The sequence below is a fragment of the uncultured Piscinibacter sp. genome (assembly GCF_937952055.1).
In the GTDB taxonomy this organism is placed as follows: Bacteria; Pseudomonadota; Gammaproteobacteria; order Burkholderiales; family Burkholderiaceae_C; genus Piscinibacter.
Genome location: NZ_CALFYO010000022.1, coordinates 147,407 through 168,891, shown reverse-complemented (window position 1 = coordinate 168,891; position 21,485 = coordinate 147,407). Strand labels below are relative to the sequence as shown.

Here is a 21,485-nt window from a genome sequence, read left to right as displayed (position 1 = left end):
GCAAAGAAGTGTTGCTCGACCGTTCGCGGCGCGCTCCGGCGCACCCCGCGCAGGCGTCGCACCAGCCGGCGCGTCAGCCCAGGGGCTCTGGCGCGATGCGGGCAGGGTCCTCGAGCCAGCGAGAGAACTCCTCCGCCAGGCGCTCACTCTCCGCGACCGCGCGCGACCAGTCGGCCACGCGCGCGGCGAGGTCGTCGCCATAACGCTTGAAATCGCTGCGGTCGGGCAGCTTGGCGTTCGGCAGCGTGGCGATCCACTGCGGTCGCGGCGACAGCACGATCACGTTGTCGAGATGCGCGGTGGCGTGGTGACGGTGGCGCAGCGCCTTGTCCAGCCAGCCCGGAATCACCGTCTTCTGGAAATGCGGGTAGAGCACCAGGCCCTCGTCCATCGAGGCGTAGTTCAGGCGCAGGTGGTAGTCGGTGATGCCGCCGTCCCAGTAGGCCCCGCGCGGACCGCCGGGAATGTCGTGCACCGCCTGCAGCCAGAACGGGATGGAGCAGCTCGCCAGGATGCTCGGCTGGAGGTTGCGCGCTTCCAGGGGCACGAGGTGGGTGCGGAAGTCGCGCAGGTGGATCGGCAGCGGATCGCGCGTGTCCGAGAACACCACACGTTCCAGCCAGCCACCCATGGCCTTGCGGCTGACGGCGTTGGTGGCGAAGGCGCCGAGGTAACCCAGCGGTGTGCGCAGCTTGCCTTCGCGGCTCAGCAGATGGCGGCCCCGGCTGGTGAAGACATGCAGGCGGAAGCGGGGGTGGTTCAGCACCTCCGACTCATGCCCACCGAAACGCTCGGCCAGCTTGGCGCCGAATACCTCGCTGACGTGCACGGCCTTCGGCGGCTTGCCCGGTTCGTGCTCGTAGCTCTGGCGGATGTAGTCGTCGGCCATCCGGGAAAAGGCGCGGTCCGGCTCCGGCAGACAGGCAGTCGCCATGCGCCAGGCGCCGATCGAGGCGCCGAGCAGGTGCACCGGCTGCGCGCCATCGACCAGCCAGTCGCCGAACAGGAAGCGGTCGAGCGGATTGAGGATCAGTCCCTTGGGTCCGCCCGCGGCGGCAGGGATGGCGCGCACGTCGACGCTGGACAGGCCGCGCTCGCGCAGATGTCTCAATGCGCCCGGACCGGCGTGGATCTGCAGAGCTTGCATGGGCTCGCACTGTAGCGAAGCGCCCGCTACGATCGCCGCCATGGGACACGAGCACCACGAACACGAGCACAGCGAACTCGGCGAGATGGACCTGCGCGTGCGGGCCCTCGAGACCGTACTGTCCGCGAAGGGCTACATCGACCCGGCCGCGCTCGACGTGCTGATCGACACCTACCAGACGAAGATCGGCCCGCGCAACGGCGCCCGCGTGGTGGCCCGGGCGTGGATCGACCCGGCCTTCCGCGACTGGCTGCAGCGCGACGCCACCTCGGCGATCGCCTCGCTCGGCTACGCCGGCCGCCAGGGCGAGCACATGGTGGCGGTGGAGAACACGCCAGACACCCACCACATGGTGGTGTGCACGCTGTGCAGTTGCTACCCCTGGCCGGTGCTCGGCCTGCCGCCCACCTGGTACAAGAGCGCGCCGTACCGCTCGCGTGCGGTGAAGGATCCGCGCGGCGTGCTGACCGACTTCGGCATCGCGCTGCCCGAGTCGACGACGATCCGCGTCTGGGACTCCACTGCCGAGGTGCGCTACCTCGTCATCCCGATGCGACCTGCAGGCTCCGAGGGGCTGAGCGAGCAGCAGCTTGCCGCCCTCGTCACGCGCGATTCGATGATCGGCACGGGGCTGCCGCGCAGACCCATGGAGGCGGCATGAGTTACGTCAGCCATGCCGATCTCGGCGGCCGCGACGGCTACGGCCCCGTCGTGCCCGAGCCCGAGGGCGAACTCTTCCATGCCGAGTGGGAGCCGCGTGCCCTGGCGCTGACGCTGGCAATGGGCGCCACCGGCGCGTGGAACATCGACATGAGCCGCAGCGCCCGCGAGACGCTGCCCGACTACGCCCGGCTCGGCTACTACCAGATCTGGCTGGCGGCGCTGCAGAAGCTGATGGTCGAGCGCGGTCTGGTGCTCGCAGGCGAGATCGCAGCAGCGCAGCCGCTGCACGAGGCGAAGACGCTCGGGCGCGTGCTGTACGCCCAGGACGTGCCGGCCGTGCTCGCCAAGGGCTCCGCCACGCAGCGCCCCGCCGTCACCGGCGCACGCTTCGCCGTCGGAGACCGCGTGCGCACGCGCGGCGGCCCTGTCGGCCACCACACCCGCCTGCCCGGCTATGCCCGCGGCCATGTCGGCACCGTCGAGCGTGTGCACGGCGTGCACGTCTTCGCCGATGCGAACGCTCAAGGCCTGGGCGAGCAGCCGCAGTGGCTGTACACCGTGGCCTTCGACGGGCGCGAGCTGTGGGGCGCAGGGGCGCAGCCCGGGCTGAGCGTCTCGATCGACGCCTGGGAGCCCTACCTGGAGCCGGCATGAAGATCCCCACCCTGCCCCATCAGCCGCTCGCCGGTGACGAGCCGGTGTTCCGCGAGCCTTGGGAGGCCCATGCCTTTGCGCTCGCGGTCTCGCTGCACCGGCAAGGCCTGTTCAGCTGGACCGAGTGGGCCGCGGCGCTGGCCGCGCAGATCCGTCGCGCGCAGGCCGAGGGCGACGCCGATCTCGGCGACACCTACTACCGCCACTGGCTGGCCGCCCTCGAGGCGCTCGTCGCCGAGAAGGGTGCGAGCAGCGCGGGCGAGCTCGCCCGCTACCGCGATGCCTGGGACCGCGCGGCCGAGCGCACGCCGCACGGCCGCCCGATCGAGTTGCAGGACCGCGACTTCGCGGCCTGAGCCGATCCCGCGCTACTTGCGCGACTGCAGCTTGGCGAACGCCGCCGCCATCGCCGACTGCCCCTGCGGCTGAGCGCCGCCGCGCACCGGCGCCGGCCGCTCGCCGCGGCCCGCCGGCCGGAAGCCGATGTCGCCGCGTTCGCCCTTGGGCGCCGGCCTGGTGTCCGGCTTCATCGTCAGCGAGATGCGCTTGCGCGCCAGGTCCACTTCCAGCACCTTGACCCTGACGATGTCACCGGTCTTCACCACCTCACGCGCGTCGTTGACGAACTTGTTGGAGAGCTGGCTGACGTGCACCAGACCGTCCTGGTGCACGCCAAGGTCGACGAAGGCACCGAACTGAGCCACGTTGCTGACCGTGCCTTCCAGCGTCATGCCGGGCTGCAGATCCTTGATGTCCTCCACGCCGTCGTTGAAGCGCGCCACCTTGAAGTCGGGGCGTGGGTCCCGGCCGGGCTTCTCCAGTTCGGCGAGGATGTCCTTCACGGTGATCGCGCCGAAGGACTCGTCGGCGAAGGCCTCCGGCTTGAGCGAGCGGATCACGTCGCTGCGGCCCATCACCTCGTGCACCGGCTTGCCCACCGCGGCGAGCATGCGCTCGACCACCGGGTAGGTCTCGGGGTGCACGCCGCTCTGGTCCAGCGGGTTGTCGCCACCGCGGATGCGCAGGAAGCCGGCGCACTGCTCGAAGGTCTTGGCGCCCAGGCCGCTGACGTCGAGCAGCTGCTGGCGGCTGCGGAAGGCGCCGTTCGCATCACGCCAGCGCACGATGCTCGAGGCCACGGCGTTGGACAGGCCCGACACCCGCGCCAGCAGCGGCGCCGAGGCGGTGTTCAGGTCCACGCCGACCGAGTTCACGCAGTCCTCGACCACCGCGTCCAGGCTCTTCGCGAGCTCGCTCTGGTTGACGTCGTGCTGGTACTGGCCGACGCCGATGCTCTTCGGATCGATCTTCACCAGCTCGGCCAGCGGATCCTGCAGGCGGCGCGCGATGCTCACCGCGCCGCGCAGGCTGACGTCGAGTTCCGGCAGCTCCTTGCTGGCGAACTCGCTGGCCGAGTAGACCGAGGCACCGGCCTCGCTGACGACGACCTTCTCCAGCTTGACCTCCGGAGCCATGGACTGGATGCGCTTGATCAGGTCGGCGGCGAGCTTGTCGGTCTCGCGGCTGGCCGTGCCGTTGCCGATGGCGATCAGGTTCACGCCGTGCGTGGCCACCAGGCGGCCGAGCGTGTGCAGCGAGCCTTCCCAGTCGTTGCGCGGCTCGTGCGGGTAGACGGTATGGGTGTCCAGCACCTTGCCGGTGGCATCGACCACCGCCACCTTGCAGCCGGTGCGGATGCCGGGGTCCAGGCCCATCACCACGCGCTGGCCCGCCGGCGCGGCGAGCAGCAGGTCGCGCAGGTTCTCGGCGAAGACCTTTATGGCCACCTTCTCGGCCTCCTCGCGCAGGCGCGAGAACAGGTCCCGCTCCAGGCTCAGGCTGAGCTTGACCTTCCAGGTCCAGGCGATGGTCTTGCGGATCAGCTCGTCGCCCGGCCGCTTGCCATGGCGCCAGCCCAGGTGCACCGCGATGCGGCCTTCGGCCAGGGTCGGATGGCCCGGCACCACGTCCTCGTCGCGCACCAGCTTGGCATCGAGGAACTCCTGCGTGCGGCCGCGGAACACCGCCAGCGCTCGGTGCGAGGGCACGGTGCGGATCGGCTCCGCGTAGTCGAAGTAGTCGCGGAACTTGGCGGCGTCGGCGTTGTTCGGGTCCTTGCCGTCCATCAGCCTGCTCTGGAACAGCCCCTCGGCCCACAGCCACTCGCGCAGCTTGCCGACCAGCACCGCGTCTTCCGCCCAACGCTCGGAGAGCAGGTCGCGCACGCCGTCGAGCACGGCATGCGCATCGGCGAATCCGGCGTCGGCATTGACGAAGGCCGCCGCCTCGGCCAGCGGCTCCAGCGACGGGTCGGCGAACAGCCTGTCGGCCAGCGGCTCCAGGCCGGCCTCGCGGGCGATCATGCCCTTGGTGCGCCGCTTCGGCTTGTAGGGCAGGTAAAGGTCTTCCAGTTCCTGCTTGGTCGGCGCCGCCTCGATCGCGGCGCGCAATTCGGGCGTCAGCTTGCCCTGCTCGTCGATGCTCTTGAGCACCGCCGCACGGCGCTCCTCCAGCTCGCGCAGGTAGCCCAGGCGTGCCTCCAGCTCGCGCAGCTGGATGTCGTCCAGGCCATCGGTGGCCTCCTTGCGGTAGCGGGCGATGAACGGCACCGTGGCCCCGCCGTCGAGCAGCTCGACGGCTGCGTTCACCTGGGCCGGCCGAACCTTCAGCTCGGCGGCGATCTGCAGAAGAATCTTGTCCAAATCCCGGGGGCCCACGAGGGGCGGTTTCGCAAAGCGGCGCAGTGTGCCACAAGGGGCGACACGCCTCGTTGCAGGTGCGGCAGCGCAGCGAGAGTCACTCGCCGGCGGCGAGCCCGGCTTCCCACAACGCGTCGGCGGCGGTGAAGATCGAGACATCGCCCGGCGCGACGCCGGCACCGGCCAGGCGCACCCGGGCCAGCGTGTCGTGGTGGCTGCCCGGAATGAGGTCCCGCGAGCGCTCCGCCACCCGCCATGCATGCAGCCGCGCGTAGTGTTGCGGGTGCTGCCGCTGCGTCCAGGCCAGGCCGACCAGGTCGCCGTAGCCCTCTTCGCGGCGTGTCGACTGCATCTGCACGTAAGCGGGCTTCAGCTCCGCGCCGATCGCCGCGGGCACGCTGGCGACGAAGCCGGCAGGCAGTCCGTGCCACTTGCCGTCGAGGTAGCGCCGGCAGTGGCCCAGTTCGTGCGCGGCCATCAGTTCGAGCGTGGCGGCCAGCAGTCCGGGTTCGATGCGATCGAGCGTCGCCTGGGCCTCGGGGTTGTCGCGCATCGAGAACACCAGCTTGCAGCGACCGTCGACGAAGCCCAGCTCGAGCGGCGCCGCGCCCGGGGTCGGCTGCGGCTGCACGACGATGTCCAGCGCCAGGCCCGACGTCCGGGCATAGGCCACCACCGGCCACACGCCCTTCAGCCAGCGCTGCTCGGTGGCGCTCAGGTCGGCCGCACGGCATGCGCCTGCGGCCAGCATGGCCACCAGGAAGGCCGCAATCCGGACATGCTGACGAAGGCCACTCATGCGAGCTGTATCGGCGTTCCGCCAGGGACATTGTGTCAACTCAGCGTCTGTGCGCTAGCGAACCGAAAAGCCGCCGCCACTGGAGTACGTTCGCAGAGTTCCAAAGGAGATCGCAGTGCGCCGTCTATTGATCGTCTTGTCCCTGTTGCTCGGATCGGCCACGTCGGTCCTGGCCCAGGTCAGCGTGGGAATCGGTATCAGCGCGCCCGGCGTGAGCATCGGCATCAACCTGCCGGCCTACCCGCGGCTGGTGCGCGTGCCGAACTACCCGGTCTATTACGCGCCCCAAGTGCAGGCGAACTTCTTCTTCTACGACGGCCTGTACTGGGTGCTCGAAGGCGACAACTGGTACGCCAGCTCCTGGTACAACGGGCCGTGGGGCCTGGTGGCGCCCGAGGTGGTGCCGGTCTACCTGCTGCGGATTCCGGTTCGCTACTATCGCAACCCGCCGCCCTACTTCCGCGGCTGGGAACGGACCAGGCCGCCTCGCTGGCAGGAACATTGGGGCCATGAGTGGCAACAGCGCCGCGACGGCTGGGACCGTCGCACGCGCGTGCCGCCGCCGCCACCGGCGCCCCCGCCCAACTACCAGCGCAAGTTCCCCAACGAACGCTATCCGCAGCCGGACCAGCAGCCGTCGCTGCACGGTCAGAACTATCGCTACCAGCCGCGTGAGCCGGTGGTGCGTCAGCACTACCAGGAGCGGGCCCGCCCGCCGGCCGCTGTGCCGCAGAAGCGGGGCCAGTCCGATCGCGGCCAGGGACAGGGCCACGGCAAGGACGACGACGGACCCGGCCGAGCCAAGTAACCGGGCGCCGGCTGGAGCCGGCCGCCATCACGGATCCAAAAGCACTCCATTCCCAGACAAACTCACAGGAGAGAGACCATGAAGATCCGCACCATCGCCAGCGCCGCCCTGACCGCCATCGCACTGCTGACCATCAGTGGTTGTGCCGTCACGCGCGGCCAGGAGTCCGTCGGCGCCTATGTCGACGACGCGACCATCACCACGCAGATCAAGAGCCGCTTCGTCGAGAGCAAGGAGGTCGACGCCGCGTCGATCCGCGTCGAGACATTGAACGGCACCGTGATGCTCTCCGGCTTCGCCAAGAGCGCCAACGAGAAGGCGGCGGCCGATGCCATCGCGCGCAAGGTCAACGGCGTGAAGTCGGTCAAGAACGAGATCGCCATCCAACCGTGAGCTTCGCCTCACAACCCGATGTGAAACCGATCGAGCGACGTTGCGACACGAGGGAGAACCACCTTGCTTGAGACCATTGCAGTCATCCTCATCATCCTGTGGCTGTTGGGACTGGTCACGTCCTACACGATGGGCGGACTCATCCACGCTCTGCTGGTCATCGCGATCGTGGTGATCCTCATTCGAGTGATTCAAGGTCGACGACTGTAGGAGCCAGCTCATGAACAGCATCAGGATGGTTGCCATCGCGCTGATCGTCGCAGGGGTGCTGGGGCTCGCCTACGGCGGCTTCAGCTACACGAAGGAGACACACCAGACGAAGCTCGGGCCGATCGAGCTGTCGGTGAAGGAAACGCAGCGGGTCAACGTGCCGCTGTGGGCCGGCGTGGCGGCGATCGTCGTCGGCGGCGCGCTGCTGGTGTTCGGCGGCAAACGCGGCTAGGCGCCGCGCCGCGCCGCGCCCAGCCCGGCGACGCGGCCGCTGGCGAAGCAGGCAGTGAGCAGGTAGCCGCCGGTGGGCGCCTCCCAGTCGATCATCTCGCCGGCGCAGAACACGCCGGGGAGCGCACGCAGCATCAGCGTCTCGTCCAGGGCCTCGAAGCGCACGCCGCCGGCGGTGCTGATCGCTTCGTCGATCGGCCGCGCGGCCAGCAGCAGGATCGGCAGCGCCTTGATCGCCGCAGCCAGCGCGGGCGGGTCGGCGCAGGTCTCGCGCGGCAGCAGCTCATGCAGCAGCGCGGCCTTCGCGCCGTCGAGCCCCAGGCGGCTCTTCAAGTGCGTCGAGAGCGAGCGCGAGCCGCGCGGCCGTGCCACTTCGTCGCGCACGAACTCGAAGGGGCGCTCGGGCAGCAGGTCGATCTCGGCGACGGCCGTGCCGTTCGCGGCGATGGTCTCGCGCAGCAGCGCCGACGCCGCGTAGACCAGGCTGCCCTCGATGCCAGTCTCGGTGAGCACGAACTCGCCGCGCTGCTCGAAGCGCCTGCCGCCGGGCGCCGTGCAGCGCAGCGCCACGCTCTTCAGCGGCGCACCGGCGAAGCGCTCGCGCAGGTGTGCGCTCCAGCCCTTCACGTCGAAGCCGCAGTTCGAGGGTCGCAGCGGGGCGATCTCCACGCCACGCGCGGCCAGCAGCGGCACCCAGGCGCCGTCGGAGCCGAGCCGCGACCAGCTCGCGCCGCCGAGCGCCAGCACGACGTTGCGCGCGCGCACGATCACCTCCCCTGCCGGCGACGCGAAACGAAGCGCATGCACGCCCGCCTGCGCGTCGCCCCAGCCCACCCAGCGGTGCCGCATGTGCAGCCGCACGCCGGCGCCGCGCAAGCGGTGCAGCCAGGCGCGCAGCAGCGGCGCCGCCTTCATGTCGGTCGGAAAGACGCGCCTCGAGCTGCCGACGAAGGTGGTGATGCCGAGATCCTTCGCCCAGTCGCGCAGCGCCTGCGGGCCGAAGGCCTGCAGCCAGGCCGCCACCCGTTCGCGCGCCGCGCCGTAGCGGCCGACGAACGGCTCGAACGCCTCGCCGTGCGTGAGGTTCAGCCCGCCCTTGCCGGCGAGCAGGAACTTGCGGCCCACCGAGGGCATGGCGTCGTACACGTCGACCGACACGCCTGCGGCGGCCAGTTCCTCCGCCGCCATCAATCCTGCCGGGCCGCCGCCGACCACCACGGCGTGCAGCGGTTCGACGGGCAAGGCGGTCATGGTGCAGGCGGGCGGATTCGAGGGCGGGGCAGTGTGACACAGCGCGACGAGTCAGATTTCCGCCCGGTCCGCGACCCAGGCACCATGAAGCAGCTTTCCTTCGTCGTCCTCGTCGCCTGCGCGCCCCTCGCGATGGCACAGGCCCCGGTCTGCAGCGCGCGCAGCGGTGACACCGTCACGCCGGTCATCGAGCTCTACACCTCGGAGGGCTGCAGCTCCTGCCCGCCGGCCGACCGCTGGCTGTCGACCTTGCAGCCCGGCGCACCGAACGTTGCCCTGGCCTTCCACGTCGACTACTGGGACCGACTTGGCTGGCGCGACCGCTTCGCCTCGCCGGCCTTCAGCCGGCGCCAGCAAGCGCAGCGTGCCGTCAACGGCGCGCGCGTCAGCTACACGCCGCAGGTGGTGGTGCAAGGCGTCGACCTGCCGGACTGGCGCGGCATCCGCCTGCCGGTCTCGAACTCGGCGAAGGCGCAGGTCGACATCACGATCAGCGGCGACGGCGGGCGCTTCGACGCGATCGTGCAGGCCCGGCCGGGCGCTCCGGCACGGCTGGCAGCCTTCTGGGCCGTCAGCGAAGACGGCCACCTCAGCCGCGTCACCGCGGGCGAGAACGCCGGCGAGAAGCTCGCCCACGATCACGTGGTGCGCGAACTGCACGACGTGCCGCCGTGGATGGCCGCCACCATCCGCCTGCAGTTCGCGCCGGCGCTCGCGCTCGACGCCGCGCACCCGCGCGCGCTCAGCCTCGTCGTGATCGACGCCGCCACCGGCAGGCCGCTGCAGGCGCTACGCCTGCGCTGCTGACCCGGGAAGCGGCCAGACGAGGTCGAAATGCTCCAGCACCAGCTCGCTGGATTCGCCGATCTCGAAGCCCTCTCGCTCGGCCTGCTCCGACCATTGCTGGCGATGGGCGACCAGCCACCATTGCAGCGTCAGGTCGCCCTCACCGGCGGCGAAGGCGAACTCGTCGTCGATCTGGCTGAACAGGCGAAGCTCGACGCGGGTGTTGCGCACGATGGCACGCGGATGCCCGGCACCGTCGAGCACGACCAACAGGTCTCCCGGGCCGGGCAAGGGCTCGAGGTCCTTCTCGAACTCGCGCCTGAGCGTGGCGTGCGCGCGCTTGACGCCGCTGCGCACCAGCAACGCGAGCTCGTCGGCCAGCGCACGCGTCGGTCCAAGCGCGGTGGCCGCGAAGCCCGCCACCTTGAGGTTGCAGCGGCGCTGGCAGTCAAGCCAGAAGGCTTCGATCTCGTCGGCGCGGCCGCCCGCCGGCGGGTCGTCGGGCCGGGCCATCAGGCGCCGCCGGGCCGCGCCAGGGGGTCCGAGCACCCCGGCGTCAGGCCGGCGCGAAGCGACGTGCGGGTCCACATCTCAGTCGGTCTCGCGCAGCGCCTGGCGCAGGGCCTCGCCGATCTCCGGCTTCAGCGCAAAGGGGTCGGTCGGGTTGCGGCCGAGCATGATGTCCTCCATGCGCGTCTGCACGCTGGCCAGCGACTTCGGGTGGCTGTAGACGTAGAAGCGGCCCTCGCGCACCGCGTCCAGGACGAGCTGCGCCACCTGCACGGCGCTGACCTTGCCGCTGCTCACGGCCTTGTCGCTCATCGCCTGTGCGATCAGCTGGCTCTTCGTCGGCCGCACGTCGGACTCCTGCATCTCGGCCGGACGGTTGCGCTGGCTCTGGTGGATGCCGGTGGGCACGAAGAACGGGCACAGCACCGACGCACCGATCTGCGCGGTCACCAGGCGCAGGTCCTGGTAGAGCGTCTCGCTCATCGCCACCACGGCATGCTTGGTGACGTTGTAGACGCCCATGTTGGGCGCGTTCAGCAGGCCGGCCATCGACGCGGTGTTGACGATGTGACCCTCGTAGGACGGGTCGGCCTTCGCCGCCTCGACCATCATCGGCGTGAAGACGCGCACGCCATGCGCCACGCCCATCAGGTTGACGCCGACGACCCATTCCCAGTCCTTCAGCGTGTGCTCCCAGATCAGGCCGCCGGCGCCCACGCCGGCGTTGTTGAACACCAGGTGCGGCACGCCGAAGCGGGCGCGCGTCGCCTCGCCCAGCGCCTCCACCTCGGCGGCCTTGGCCACGTCGAGGCGGAAGCCCATCACCTGCACGCCGAAGCCGCGCATCTCCTCGGCCGCGCGCTCCAGCGCGTCCTGCTGCACGTCGGCCATGACGAGGTTCATGCCTTCGCGCGCGGCCAGGCGCGACAGCTCCAGGCCGAAACCCGATCCGGCGCCGGTGATGACCGCGGTGCGGCCTCTCAAGATCTTCATGCTTTCGCTTCCTTTCGAATCTGGAACCCGAGCCTCGGAAAGTGCACGTGCAGCGTGCCGGCGCGCTCGTCGTGGCGCTCGATCACCACCTCGTCGCGCGTCAGGCCGACCAGGGCGCCCGGCACCGGGTCGCGGCCGTAGTCGATGGGCATCACGGTGACCGCCTCGCCGGCCTCGAAACCGAGCCCGGACTCGACCTGCGTGGGCTCGCGCGTCGTCGCCGCAGCGGCGACGGCGATCGCCTCGCCGCTCTTGAACGGCGTGAGGCTGCCGTGGCCGAAGGCAGTCATGCGCGCATACCAGCCGCGCAGGCGCTCGAAGGGCTGCAGGATGGCGGTCATCGGCGGCGCGAGATGGGTGAACCACAGGCAGTGCGCCACCGAGAAGTCGGCGATGCTGACCTGCGCGCCGCAGAGGAAGCCCCGACCGTCGCCGAGCTGCCCCTCCAGCCAGCCGAGGTAGGTCTGCAGCGCGACCGTGGCGTCGACTGCCGTCTGCCGCGTCATGCCGGCGGTGAAGGGCGCGCGGTCCACGGCGAAGGCCTTCAGGCCCTCGGGCGGCACGCCGGCCATCACGTGCGTCAGTCCCTGCGGCTGCAGCGTGTACGGAATCACCGACCAGAACAGCGTGCCGTCCGCCCACTGCGCGAGCAGTTGCGCCGCGCCGCTGCAGCCCGGGGGATAGAGCGGCGGCTCGGGCTGGGCGCGGTCGAGCACGCGCGCGATCAGCGCCGTGTCGCACCAGATGTCGGCGCCGCGCTGCAGGAACGGCGTGCGGCGGTAGCCGCCGGTCAGCGCCACGACGTCGGGTTTGGGCATCACGCTCGGGATGTGCACCGAGTGCCAGGCCATCGCCTTGGCGCCGAGGATCAGTCGCACCTTCTCGGAGAACGGCGAGTTCGCGTAGTGGTGGAGGATGAACGGGTTCATGGGTCGCGCTCAGCAGGGCAAGGCGCGCGCGACGATCGCGTCGAACGCCGTCGCCGCGGGCAGTGTGCCGAAGGCCTGGCCCCAGTCGTGCCCCAGCCGCGAGCGGGCGAAGGCCTCGAAGACGAAGTCCGGCGCATGCTGGCGCAGCAGCGCCGCCTGCACCGCCAGCGCCACGTCCTGCGCGAGCCGGCGCGCCTCGACCTCGTCGCTGGCCGCGTCGATGCGCGCGGGCAGCGCGTCGGTGAAGCGGTCGTAGGCGGCATCCACGCCGCGCGCCGGTTCGAGTTCGCTGGCCAGGGCCTCGGCCACCGAGCCGCCCTTGCCGCCCTGGCGCAAGGCACGCAGCAGGTCCAGCGCCATGATGTTGCCGGCGCCCTCCCAGATCGAGTTCAGCGGCATCTCGCGGTAGACGCGCGCCATCACGCCCTCGCCTGCCTCCTCCACGTAGCCGTTGCCGCCCAGGCATTCCATCGCCTCCTGCGCCAGCGCGCTGCCGCGCTTGCAGATCCAGAACTTGGACACCGGCGTGAGCACGCGGCGCATGAGCGCCTCGAAGGGGTCGTCCTGGCGGTCGATGGCGCGCGCCAGGCGCAGTGCCAGGGCGGTCGCCGCCTCGGATTCCAGGGCCATGTCGGCCAGCACGTTCTTCATCAGCGGCTGTTCCACGAGCCGCTTGCCGAAGGCCAGGCGCTGCGCGGTGTGGTGCAGGGCCAGGCTGAGCGCCTGGCGCATCAGGCCGGCAGTGCCGAGCGCGCAGTCCAGCCGCGTCAGCGTGCCCATCTCGAGGATCTGCGCCACGCCGCGGCCGCGCTCGCCGACGCGCCAGGCGCTGGCGGCATGGAACTCCACCTCGGAGCTGGCGTTGGCGTGGTTGCCGAGCTTGTCCTTCAGGCGCTGGATGTGGATGGCGTTGAGCGAGCCGTCGGGCAGCACGCGCGGCAGGAAGAAGCAGGACAGGCCGCCCTCCTCCTGCGCCAGCACGAGGAAGGCGTCGCACATCGGCGCCGACATGAACCACTTGTGGCCCGTCATCTCGAAGCGCTCGCCCCACGCGGTGCTCTCGGCGAAGACGGCGCGCGTGGTGTTGGCGCGCACGTCCGAGCCGCCCTGCTTCTCGGTCATGCCCATGCCCATGGTCACCCCGGGCTTGTCGCCGAAGGGCACGAGGCGCGGGTCGTAGGCCGTGCTGGCGAGCTTGCCGAACCAGGCCTCGAAGACGGCTGCGTTGGCGCGCAGTGCCGGCGTGACCGCGTAGGTCATCGAGATCGGGCAGAGGATCGACGGCTCCAGCTCGGTGAACTGCATGAACGCCGCGGCGCGCTCGATGTGCGCGCCGGGACCCAGCGACCAGGGCCGCCCATGCAGCCCGGCCGCCACCGCCTCGGCCATCAGCGCGTGGTAGCTGGGGTGGAACTCGACGCGATCGATCCGGTGGCCGAAGCGGTCGTGGGTCAGCAGGCGCGGCAGGTGCGTGTTGGCCAGCCGCGCATGCGTCTGCCATTCGGCACTGCCCCAGCGCGCGCCCTGCGCCAGGCTGGCCGCCTCGTCGCGCCGCGGCAGGTGGAAGGCCAGCGCGTCGCGCAGCGCCCGGTTGCCGGCATAGAGGTTGACGTCGACCAGCGGCAGCGGCTGGTTGAACACGTCGTGGGTGCTCGTCATGACTCGTCCTTCCTCGCGCCGCCCGCGGCGCGGATCAGAGAAGCTTGACCAGTTGCTTGCCGAAGTTCTTGCCCTTGAGCAAACCGAGGAAGGCTTCGGGCGCATCCTCGATGCGCGGCGCGATCGTCTCGCGGTACTTCAGCTGGCCCGAGGCCACCAGCGTGCCGAGTTCCTTCAGCGCCTCGGGCCAGAGTTCCATGTGCTCGCTGACGATGAACCCTTCGACGCGCAGCCGCTGCGTGAGGATCAGCGACGGGTTGGACAGGGGAATCGGCGCGCCGTCGTAGCCGCTGATCATGCCGCACAGCGCGATGCGTCCGAAGGCATTCATGCGGCGCAGCACGGCGTTGAGGATCTCGCCGCCGACGTTCTCGAAGTTGCCGTCGATGCCGTTCGGTGTCGCCTCGGCCAGCGCCGCCTCCAGCGACTTCGGGTCACGGTGCTGCTTGTAGTCGACGCAGGCGTCGAAGCCGAGCTCCTCGACGACGTAGCGGCATTTGTCGGCCCCGCCGGCGATGCCCACCGCGCGGCAGCCGCGCACCTTGGCGAGCTGGCCCACCGCGCTGCCCACGGCGCCGCTGGCCGCGCTGACCACGATGGTCTCGCCGGCCTTCGGCATGCAAAGCTTGACGAGGCCATACCACGCCGTCACGCCCGGCATGCCCACCGCGCCCAGGTAGGCCGACAGCGGCACGTGGGTGGTGTCGACCTTGCGCAGCAGGCCCGGCTGGCCGGCGTCGACCACGCTGAACTGCTGCCAGCCTCCCATGCCGGCGACGCGGTCGCCGACGGCGAACTTCGGGTGCCTCGACTCGACCACCTCGCCCACCGTGCCGCCGATCATCACCGCGTCCAGTGCCTGCGGCGCGGCGTAGCTCTTCGCGTCGTTCATGCGCATGCGCATGTAGGGGTCGAGCGAGAGGAAATGGTGGCGCACCAGCACCCGGCCGTCCTGCAAGGCCGGCACCGGCGTCTCCACGAGCCGGAAGTTGTCGGCCGTGGCCTCGCCCTTCGGACGCGAGGCGAGCAGCCACTGCTTGTTCATCGTTGCCATGGGAACTCCTTCAGTCGGAGGCGTTGAGCCTCTGGATGCGGCGCCCGCCGGCAGGCAGGCCCTTCATGAACTTGAACGTGCCGGTGGCATGCGCCACCAGTTCGCCCTGCTCGTCGACCACCGAGCCTTCGGTGAAGGCCAGCGACGCCGTGCGGTGCAGGAGCTTTCCGCGCGCCGTCATCCGGCCGAGCCCGGCGCGCAGGAAGCTGGTCTTCATCTCGATCGTCACCACGCCGGGCGACTCGGGATGGCCTGGCTGGTTCGGGCTGCGCGCGGCGTGCGCCATCACCACGTCGAGCAGCGTCATCGTCACGCCGCCGTGCGCCACGCTCCACGAGTTGGTGAGTTCCTCGCGCAGGGTCAGCGCGATCTCCGCCTCGCCCGCTTCGCAGGACAGCAGTTCGAAGCCGAGGTGCTCGACGAAGGGGATGTGCACGAAGAACTTCATGCGTCGCACCCGGCCACTCGCCGCCCCGGGGCGCCCCGGAGGAGGGCCGCGAGCGAAAGCGGGCCTGTGGGATTGATGTCAGGCACCGTGGTGCACCGCGCTCACGCCGCCGTCCACCGCCAGGATCTGCCCGGTGATGTGCTTGCCGGCCGCCGAGGCGAACAGCAGCGCCGCGCCCTTCAGGTCATCGTCGTCGCCGATGCGGCGCAGCGGCGCGGCGCGCGACAGGGTGTCGACACCGATGCGCTCCAGCGTGCCCTTGGTCATCTTGCTCGGGAAGAAGCCCGGTGCCAGCGCGTTGACGGTGATGCCGTGCTCGCCCCACTCGCCGGCCAGCGTGCGGGTGAAGTTGACCACCGCGCCCTTGCTGGTGCCGTAGGCGATGAACTCCACGTCGCCCGAGCCGGACAGGCCGGCGATCGAGGCGACGTTGATGATGCGGCCGCGCTTCCTCGGAATCATGCTGCGCTTGCCGATCTGCTGGCTCATCAGGAAGATGCTGCGGATGTTCAGGTTCATCACCTTGTCCCAGGCCTCCAGCGGATAGTCCTCGGCGGGCGCGCCCCAGGTGGCGCCAGCGTTGTTGACGAGGATGTCGATGTCGCCCAGGCGCTGCAGCGCCTCGCCGGCGACGCGCTCGATCTCGGCAGGCTGGCTCATGTCGGCAGCCACCCAGCGCGCGTCGATGCCCTTGTCCTGCAGCGATGCGACGGCCTCCTCGAGGTCGGCCGCCTTGCGCGAGGTGAGGAAGATCTTCGCGCCGGCTTCGCCGAGCGCCTCCGCGATCTGCAGCCCGAGGCCGCGCGAGCCGCCGGTGACGAGCGCGGTCTGGCCGCTGAGGTCGAACAGTTTCTGGACGGGGGTGCTCATGGTCGGTCTCCGGTATCGAATGGGGTCACTGCTGGTTGAGGCTGCGGAAGAAGGCATCGCGGTTGCCGGGCCGGCCGAGGAAGCGCCGCACCAGTTCCTCGGGCGCCACCTGGCCGCCCTGGGCGAGCACGGTGTCGCGGTAGCGGCGGCCGGTGGCCGGGTCGGTACGGTCGGCGGCGAAGGCGGTGCGCAGGTCCTCGGCGACCACCAGGCTCCACATGTAGGCGTAGTAGCCGGCCGAGTAGCCGCCGGCCACGTGGCTGAAGTTGGCCGGGAACATCGTGCCCGGCACGTGGCCGAGCGGCGTGGCCCCCTCCATGCGCGCCCACAGGCGCATCGGCTCCTCCTGGCGGCGGCCGTGCAGCGCGAGGTCGTAGCGCGCGAAGACGAGCTGCCGCGCGGTGGCGATGCCCTTGGCGAAGTGGCGTGCCCGATCGGCGCGCTCGATCAGCTCGCGCGGCAGCGGCGGGCACTCCGCACAGATCCGGCCGAACAGCGCCAGCACGGCCGGGTCGTAGACCCAGTCCTCCAGCATCTGCGACGGCGCCTCGGCGAAATCGAGCTGCACGTTGGTGCCGCCCTGCAGCGCATAGCGCGTGGTCGACAGCAGCGCATGCAGCGCATGGCCGAACTCGTGCAGCAGCGTCTCCAGCTCGGCCAGCGTCAGGCCCTGGTCGTTGAAGTTGACCACCAGCGCCGCGGCCGGCAGCCGGCCGGCCTTCGTCGAGACGTTGCGGAACGACCAGACAGCCGCGTGGTTGTACTTGTCGGCGCGCGGGTAGAGGTCGACGAACAGGGTGCCGAGCAAGGCACCGTTCTCGTCGCGCGCCGCGTAGGCCTGCGCCTGCGGATGCCACAGCGTCTGCGCGACGGGCTCGAAGCGCACGCCGAACAGGCGCTGCGACAGCGCGAACACGAACTCCAGGCTGCGCTGCGGCGGGAAGTGCGGACGGAAGGCTTCCTGGTCCACGGCGTAGCGCTGCCCGCGCAACCGCTCGATGAAGTACATCACGTCCCAGCGCTGCAGTCGCGTCGCCTGCAGCGGCTGCTGCGTCGCCTGCGCCTTGGCCTCGCGCAGCAGGGCGAGATCGGAGCGTTCGCGCTGCGCCACCGCCTGCTGCACCTCGGCGAGGAAGCGCGACGCCTGGTCCTCGCTGCCCACCATGCGCCGGCGCAGCGCGAAGTCGGCATAGGAGTCGAAGCCGAACAGCTTCGCGTACTCGCGCCGCAGCTGCGCGAGCCGCTCCAGCGTCTTCAGGTTGGCTGCGCCGCCCTGGCGCATCGTCGCGCGCCACATGCGCTCGCGCGTGCGCTCGCGCAGCGCGCGCTGCATCACCGGCTCGGCCGTCGGGTAGTCGAGGCCCAGCAGCACGCGGCCTCGGGCGTCGCGCCGGGCGTTCTTCCACACGGGGACGGGCACGCCCTCCAGCTCGTCCTCGTCGTAGGCCACCACGTCGCGACTCTCGCGGATGCGCCGGTCGAAGTCCTGCGCGAGCCGCGTCAGCTCGGCGTTGATGCGCCGCGCCCGCTGCTGCGCCGCTGCCGGCAGAGCGACACCAGAGTCCTCGAAGGCATCGAGCTGCTCGCGCTGCAGCCGGCGGTCGATGTCGTCGGCGACGGCGGCCTGCTGCAGTCGTGCATGGACCTTGGCGTTCTGCAGGAAGGCGGTGCTGAAGCCCTGGTAGGCGAGGTCGCAGGCGTCGGCGGCGTCGCGCACCGCCTTGTCCGGATGCACGGCAGGCAGCAGCCAGAGCGGCCCCATGGTGTCCTCGACGCGCTGCATCAGGCCATCGAGCGCACCCAGCACGTCGGCCCCGGCCTCGGGCAGCGTCTCGATGTCACGGGCACGCTGCTTCAGATCGGCGAGCAGTCGCTCGCAGTCGGCGCCCACCTGCGTCGCGCTGTCGTAGCGAGGGAACTCGTAGACTTGCGCCGCCGCCGCCTGCGTGAACAACACCACCGCCAGCGCGACGAGCCGGCGCCACGGTAGGGCGATCATCCCCTGTCGTCCTTCATGCGCGAGCGCACCCAGATCAGCACCACCCCCAGCGCGGCGACGATCCCGCCGGCGACGACCAAGGTCCAGCCCAGAGCGGCATCGCCCTGCCGCTGCAGCGCCAGGCCCAGGCCCACGGCGAGCAGCCCCGCGTAGATCAGCACCCAGACCCAGGTCTCCAGCGTCGAGGCGCGCATGCTCAGAACCAGTTCTCGTCCATCGTGCGGCAGGTGTCGTCCCGCGAGGCCACCACCTGCAGCCAGGCCGCCACCTTGGGCAGGTCGTGACGGAAGAAGAAGCGGCAGGCGGCAAGCTTGCCGCGCAAGGCGGCCTCTTCATCCGCACCACCCTGCGCCAGCGTCGCCTGCGCGCACAGCGCCACGTCGAGCCAGATCCAGGCGATCACCGTGTGCCCGAAGGCCTGCAGATAGGGCACCGCGTTGGCCAGCGCCGCCTCCGGGTTGCCGGTGGCCCAGGCGGCCTGGGTGGCGCGGCCGACCTCGGCCCATGCCGCGGCCAGTTCATTGCCCAGCCCGTCCAGCTCGGGCACGGCCAGTGCACGATCGATGGTGGCATCGAGGCGCGCGCCGAGCAGTTGCAGGCCCTTGCCGCCGTCCATCAGCACCTTGCGGCCGAGCAGGTCCAGCGCCTGGATGCCGTGTGTGCCTTCGTGGATCATGTTCAGGCGGTTGTCGCGCCAGTACTGCTCGACCGGGAAGTCGCGCGTGTATCCATAACCGCCGTGCACCTGGATGGCCAGGCTGTTCGCCTCCAGGCACCACTCGCTCGGCCAGCTCTTGGCGATCGGCGTGAGCATTTCCAGCAGCAGTCCGGACTGCGCGGCGGCGTCGGGCGAGCCGGTGTGCAGCTCGTCGACCAGCCTGGCGCAGTAGAGCGCCAGCGCCAGCGCGCCCTCGCACCAGCTCTTCTGCGCCAGCAGCATGCGCTTGACATCGGCGTGGCGGATGATGGGAATCTGCGGCTGCGTGGCGTCCTTGCCCGAAGGCCCCATCGGCCGGCCCTGCGGCCGGTTCTTCGCGTAGTCGAGACTCGCCTCGTAGCCTGCGTAGCCAAGCATGGTGGCGCCGAGACCCACCGCGATGCGCGCCTCGTTCATCATGTGGAACATGCAGCGCAGCCCCTGGCCGGGCTGGCCGACCAGGTACCCGATCGCGCCCGCGGATCCGCGCACCGGGTAGCGGCCTTCGCCGAAGTTGAGCAGCGTGTTCGGGATGCCGCGGTAGCCGAGCTTGTGGTTCAGGCCGGCCAGGGCCACGTCGTTGCGCTCGCCGGTAAGCCGGCCTCCGGCATCGACCAGCTTCTTCGGCACGATGAACAGCGAGATGCCACGCGTGCCTGCCACCAGCTTTCCGTCCGGCCCGGGGATCTTGGCCAGCACCAGGTGGACGATGTTCTCGGAGAGTTCGTGCTCGCCGTTGCTGATCCACATCTTGTTGCCGCGCAGGCGGTAGCGCGGGCCCAGCGGATCGGCCTCGAAGCCTTCGCCGTCCGGCGTGGCGCGGGTGACGATGTCCGACAGGCTGGAACCGGCCTGCGGCTCGGACAGGCACATCGTCCCGAAGAAGCGACCGGCGAACTCGTTCTTCGCGAACACCTCGCGCTGCAGCGGCGTGCCATGAGCCATCAGCAGGTTGGCGTTGCCGCTGGTCAGCATGCCGGCGCCGCCGACGCCGATACCGGCCTTGGAGAAGAAGGCGTGCGCGGCCATCTCGACCACGCAAGGCAACTGCATCCCGCCGTACTCATAGTCCTGCGCGGCGGCCAGCATGCCGGATTCGGCATAGGCCCGCGCCGCGGCGCGGGACGCTTCGGGGACGTGCACTCTCTCGCCGTCGAACCAGGGCTCCTCGGTGTCGACGAGGCGGTTCGCCGGCGCGAACTTGTCGGCTGCGAGCTTCTCGCACATGTCGAGCACCGCATCGAAGGTTTCGCGGCTGTGCTCGGCGAAGCGCTCGCGCTGCTGCAGCGACTCGACGTCGAGCCAGTCGTAGAGCAGGAAGTCGGCGGTCTCGCGGTAGCTCATGACACCCCTTTCGCGGCGGCGTCCGGCAGGCGGGCGATCGTGCCCTGCGCGATCGCGCACAGCTTCTCATCGTCGCCGACGGCAGCGAACACCTCGCAACGGCACACCGCCTGCGTCCGCCCGACATGCTCGGCCCGGGCGCGTGCTACGAGGCGCTCGCCGGCGGCGGGGCGGACATAGTTGATCTTGAATTCGGCGGTCACCACGGGCACCTGCAGGGCCGTGCCGCCGGCGTAGGTCAGCGCGTTGTCGGCCAGGTAGCTGACCACGCCGCCGTGGACGAAGCCGTGGTGCTGCTTCAACTGCTCGGTGACCGCGAGCTGCAGTTCGCAGCGCCCCGGCTGCAGCGCAGCGAGTTCGGCGCCGAGCAGCACGCTGAACGGCTGGCGCGACAGGATCTCGCGCCCCATCGCGAGGAAGGCGGCCGGGTCGACGGCGTTCATGGTGCCGACAGCCCGAAGTGCGCGAGCGCCGCCGCGGCGATCGGCGCGCCCCACTCCTGAACGAAGTGCCCACCCTCGGCCACCTCCATCGGCGCCGGGCAGCCGCGGATGACGGCCTGCAATGCGCGCATCGGCACCTCGCCGAGCACCGGGTCCTTCATGCCGATGGCCATGAAACTCGCCCCGTCCCAGCGCTCACGCCAGAAGGCGCGCGCCGCGCGGCTGATCGCCGCGCCGGGCGCGTCCTCGCCGTCCGGCACCATGTTCGGGAAGGCCCGAAGCGCCGCCTTGTAGCTCGCATCCGGGAACGGCGCATCGTAGGCGGCAGCCTCGGCCGTGCTCATGTCCGGCTTGCCGCGCTGGATCAGTCGGCCGACCGGGAGGTCGGTCTGGCTGTTCGAATAGCTGCGCCATTGGCGGAAGCCCTCCGTCACCTGCCCCGTGCCCAGCGCGGTGTTCATCGCGAGCAGCCGCGTGAAGCGCCCCGGCAGGTCCATCGGCAGGGTCAGGCCGAGCAGGCCGCCCCAGTCCTGGCAGACGAGCAGGATGCTGTGCAGGTCCAGCCGCTCGACGAAGCGCAGCAGCATGTCGCGGTGCCGCTCGAACGTGTGCCAGGCCTCATCCACCGGCTTGTCCGACTTCCCGAAGCCGATCAGGTCCGGTGCGACGACCCGCAGCCCCGCGCCCGCGAACACCGGGATCATGTGGCGGTACAGGTAGCTCCACGCCGGATTGCCGTGCAGGCACAGCGCCGTGGCCGTCGCCTTCCGCGGCCCCTCGTCGACGTAGTGGACCCGCAGCCCCTCGAAGCCGGGCAGGTCCTGGAGGTGGTGCGGCGCGAAGCCGTAGCCCGGCAGGCCAGCGAAGCGTGCCTCGGGCGTGCGCAGCGCATTCATGC

Annotated in this window: 24 protein-coding genes; 8 read left to right on the top strand and 16 right to left on the bottom strand. The window is 70.6% G+C overall.

Annotation, left to right across the window (positions count from 1 at the left end; genetic code table 11):
* Positions 1-73 precede the first annotated feature (73 nt).
* Positions 74-1,147 (bottom strand): phospholipase, encoded by a 1,074-nt coding sequence (locus tag Q0599_RS19645; RefSeq protein WP_298833266.1) that lies wholly within the window; start codon positions 1,145-1,147, stop codon positions 74-76.
* 40 nt (positions 1,148-1,187) lie between these two features.
* Here Q0599_RS19645 and nthA point away from each other — a divergent pair, with 40 nt between their 5' ends.
* Genes nthA through Q0599_RS19630 form a run of 3 tightly spaced genes read left to right on the top strand, consistent with a single transcriptional unit; the run spans position 1,188 to position 2,820 of the window.
* Entirely contained in the window at positions 1,188-1,808 is a 621-nt protein-coding gene (nthA, locus tag Q0599_RS19640) for a nitrile hydratase subunit alpha (protein ID WP_298833263.1), read from the top strand.
* A complete protein-coding gene (gene nthB / locus Q0599_RS19635) occupies positions 1,805-2,464 on the top strand; it encodes a nitrile hydratase subunit beta (protein WP_298833260.1) in 660 nt (219 codons plus the stop codon). Before nthA ends, nthB begins: the two co-directional genes overlap by 4 nt.
* Positions 2,461-2,820: a nitrile hydratase accessory protein gene (locus Q0599_RS19630; RefSeq protein WP_298833258.1), complete on the top strand. Its 360-nt coding sequence runs from the start codon at positions 2,461-2,463 to the stop codon at positions 2,818-2,820. The genes nthB and Q0599_RS19630 overlap by 4 nt, the downstream gene beginning before the upstream one ends.
* A 12-nt stretch (positions 2,821-2,832) precedes the next feature.
* Here the strand turns inward: Q0599_RS19630 and Q0599_RS19625 are convergent, their stop codons facing one another.
* Together Q0599_RS19625 and Q0599_RS19620 are read right to left on the bottom strand one after the other, a co-directional pair.
* Entirely contained in the window at positions 2,833-5,166 is a 2,334-nt protein-coding gene (locus Q0599_RS19625) for a Tex family protein (RefSeq protein ID WP_298833256.1), read from the bottom strand.
* Between the two features lie 94 nt (positions 5,167-5,260).
* Positions 5,261-5,962, bottom strand: a complete 702-nt coding sequence (locus Q0599_RS19620; RefSeq protein WP_298833253.1) for a hypothetical protein — start codon at positions 5,960-5,962, stop codon at positions 5,261-5,263.
* A 115-nt stretch (positions 5,963-6,077) separates the two neighbouring features.
* On the opposite strand from Q0599_RS19620, the gene Q0599_RS19615 reads away from it, so the two are divergent.
* The 4 genes from Q0599_RS19615 to Q0599_RS19600 all read left to right on the top strand — a co-directional run bounded on the left by Q0599_RS19615 (position 6,078) and on the right by Q0599_RS19600 (position 7,605).
* Positions 6,078-6,770 (top strand): hypothetical protein, encoded by a 693-nt coding sequence (locus tag Q0599_RS19615; RefSeq protein WP_298833251.1) that lies wholly within the window; start codon positions 6,078-6,080, stop codon positions 6,768-6,770.
* A 78-nt stretch (positions 6,771-6,848) separates the two neighbouring features.
* Positions 6,849-7,163, top strand: coding sequence for a BON domain-containing protein (locus Q0599_RS19610; RefSeq protein WP_298833248.1), 315 nt, complete (start codon positions 6,849-6,851; stop codon positions 7,161-7,163).
* 63 nt (positions 7,164-7,226) lie between these two features.
* A complete protein-coding gene (locus tag Q0599_RS19605) occupies positions 7,227-7,373 on the top strand; it encodes a lmo0937 family membrane protein (protein WP_298833245.1) in 147 nt (48 codons plus the stop codon).
* Between the two features lie 10 nt (positions 7,374-7,383).
* Positions 7,384-7,605, top strand: coding sequence for a hypothetical protein (locus tag Q0599_RS19600; RefSeq protein WP_298833243.1), 222 nt, complete (start codon positions 7,384-7,386; stop codon positions 7,603-7,605).
* Here Q0599_RS19600 and Q0599_RS19595 read toward each other — a convergent pair.
* Positions 7,602-8,855 carry a TIGR03862 family flavoprotein gene (locus Q0599_RS19595; RefSeq protein WP_298833240.1) on the bottom strand — a complete coding sequence of 418 codons (1,254 nt, stop codon included), beginning with the start codon at positions 8,853-8,855 and terminating at the stop codon, positions 7,602-7,604. The two genes, Q0599_RS19600 and Q0599_RS19595, sit on opposite strands and share 4 nt — an antisense overlap.
* Before the next feature lie 84 nt (positions 8,856-8,939).
* Here Q0599_RS19595 and Q0599_RS19590 point away from each other — a divergent pair, with 84 nt between their 5' ends.
* Positions 8,940-9,662, top strand: coding sequence for a thioredoxin family protein (locus Q0599_RS19590; RefSeq protein WP_298833237.1), 723 nt, complete (start codon positions 8,940-8,942; stop codon positions 9,660-9,662).
* Here Q0599_RS19590 and Q0599_RS19585 read toward each other — a convergent pair.
* The 12 genes from Q0599_RS19585 to Q0599_RS19530 form a co-directional block, all read right to left on the bottom strand.
* Positions 9,645-10,154 (bottom strand): ASCH domain-containing protein, encoded by a 510-nt coding sequence (locus tag Q0599_RS19585; protein ID WP_298833235.1) that lies wholly within the window; start codon positions 10,152-10,154, stop codon positions 9,645-9,647. The genes Q0599_RS19590 and Q0599_RS19585 overlap by 18 nt on opposite strands.
* Before the next feature lie 78 nt (positions 10,155-10,232).
* Positions 10,233-11,144: an SDR family oxidoreductase gene (locus Q0599_RS19580; protein WP_298833233.1), complete on the bottom strand. Its 912-nt coding sequence runs from the start codon at positions 11,142-11,144 to the stop codon at positions 10,233-10,235.
* Entirely contained in the window at positions 11,141-12,073 is a 933-nt protein-coding gene (locus tag Q0599_RS19575; RefSeq protein ID WP_298833230.1) for a glutathione S-transferase family protein, read from the bottom strand. Before Q0599_RS19575 ends, Q0599_RS19580 begins: the two co-directional genes overlap by 4 nt.
* 9 nt (positions 12,074-12,082) lie before the next feature.
* Entirely contained in the window at positions 12,083-13,732 is a 1,650-nt protein-coding gene (locus tag Q0599_RS19570; RefSeq protein ID WP_298833228.1) for an isovaleryl-CoA dehydrogenase, read from the bottom strand.
* 34 nt (positions 13,733-13,766) lie between these two features.
* A complete protein-coding gene (locus tag Q0599_RS19565) occupies positions 13,767-14,786 on the bottom strand; it encodes an NADP-dependent oxidoreductase (protein WP_298833226.1) in 1,020 nt (339 codons plus the stop codon).
* 10 nt (positions 14,787-14,796) lie between these two features.
* A complete protein-coding gene (locus tag Q0599_RS19560; protein ID WP_298833222.1) occupies positions 14,797-15,234 on the bottom strand; it encodes a PaaI family thioesterase in 438 nt (145 codons plus the stop codon).
* A 78-nt stretch (positions 15,235-15,312) separates the two neighbouring features.
* On the bottom strand, positions 15,313-16,104 hold the full coding sequence (locus Q0599_RS19555) for an SDR family oxidoreductase (RefSeq protein ID WP_298833219.1): 792 nt from the start codon (positions 16,102-16,104) through the stop codon (positions 15,313-15,315).
* Positions 16,105-16,129: 25 nt separating this feature from the next.
* Positions 16,130-18,103, bottom strand: coding sequence for a M3 family metallopeptidase (locus Q0599_RS19550; RefSeq protein ID WP_298833216.1), 1,974 nt, complete (start codon positions 18,101-18,103; stop codon positions 16,130-16,132).
* The gene (locus Q0599_RS19545; RefSeq protein ID WP_298833213.1) at positions 18,100-18,297 is read right to left on the bottom strand and encodes a hypothetical protein; all 198 of its coding nucleotides are present in this window, start codon (positions 18,295-18,297) and stop codon (positions 18,100-18,102) included. Before Q0599_RS19545 ends, Q0599_RS19550 begins: the two co-directional genes overlap by 4 nt.
* Positions 18,298-18,299: 2 nt before the next feature.
* Positions 18,300-20,144, bottom strand: coding sequence for an acyl-CoA dehydrogenase (locus Q0599_RS19540; RefSeq protein ID WP_298833206.1), 1,845 nt, complete (start codon positions 20,142-20,144; stop codon positions 18,300-18,302).
* The gene (locus Q0599_RS19535; RefSeq protein ID WP_298833204.1) at positions 20,141-20,587 is read right to left on the bottom strand and encodes a PaaI family thioesterase; all 447 of its coding nucleotides are present in this window, start codon (positions 20,585-20,587) and stop codon (positions 20,141-20,143) included. The genes Q0599_RS19540 and Q0599_RS19535 overlap by 4 nt, the downstream gene beginning before the upstream one ends.
* Positions 20,584-21,483: a haloalkane dehalogenase gene (locus Q0599_RS19530; RefSeq protein WP_367180972.1), complete on the bottom strand. Its 900-nt coding sequence runs from the start codon at positions 21,481-21,483 to the stop codon at positions 20,584-20,586. The genes Q0599_RS19535 and Q0599_RS19530 overlap by 4 nt, the downstream gene beginning before the upstream one ends.
* Positions 21,484-21,485 lie beyond the last annotated feature (2 nt).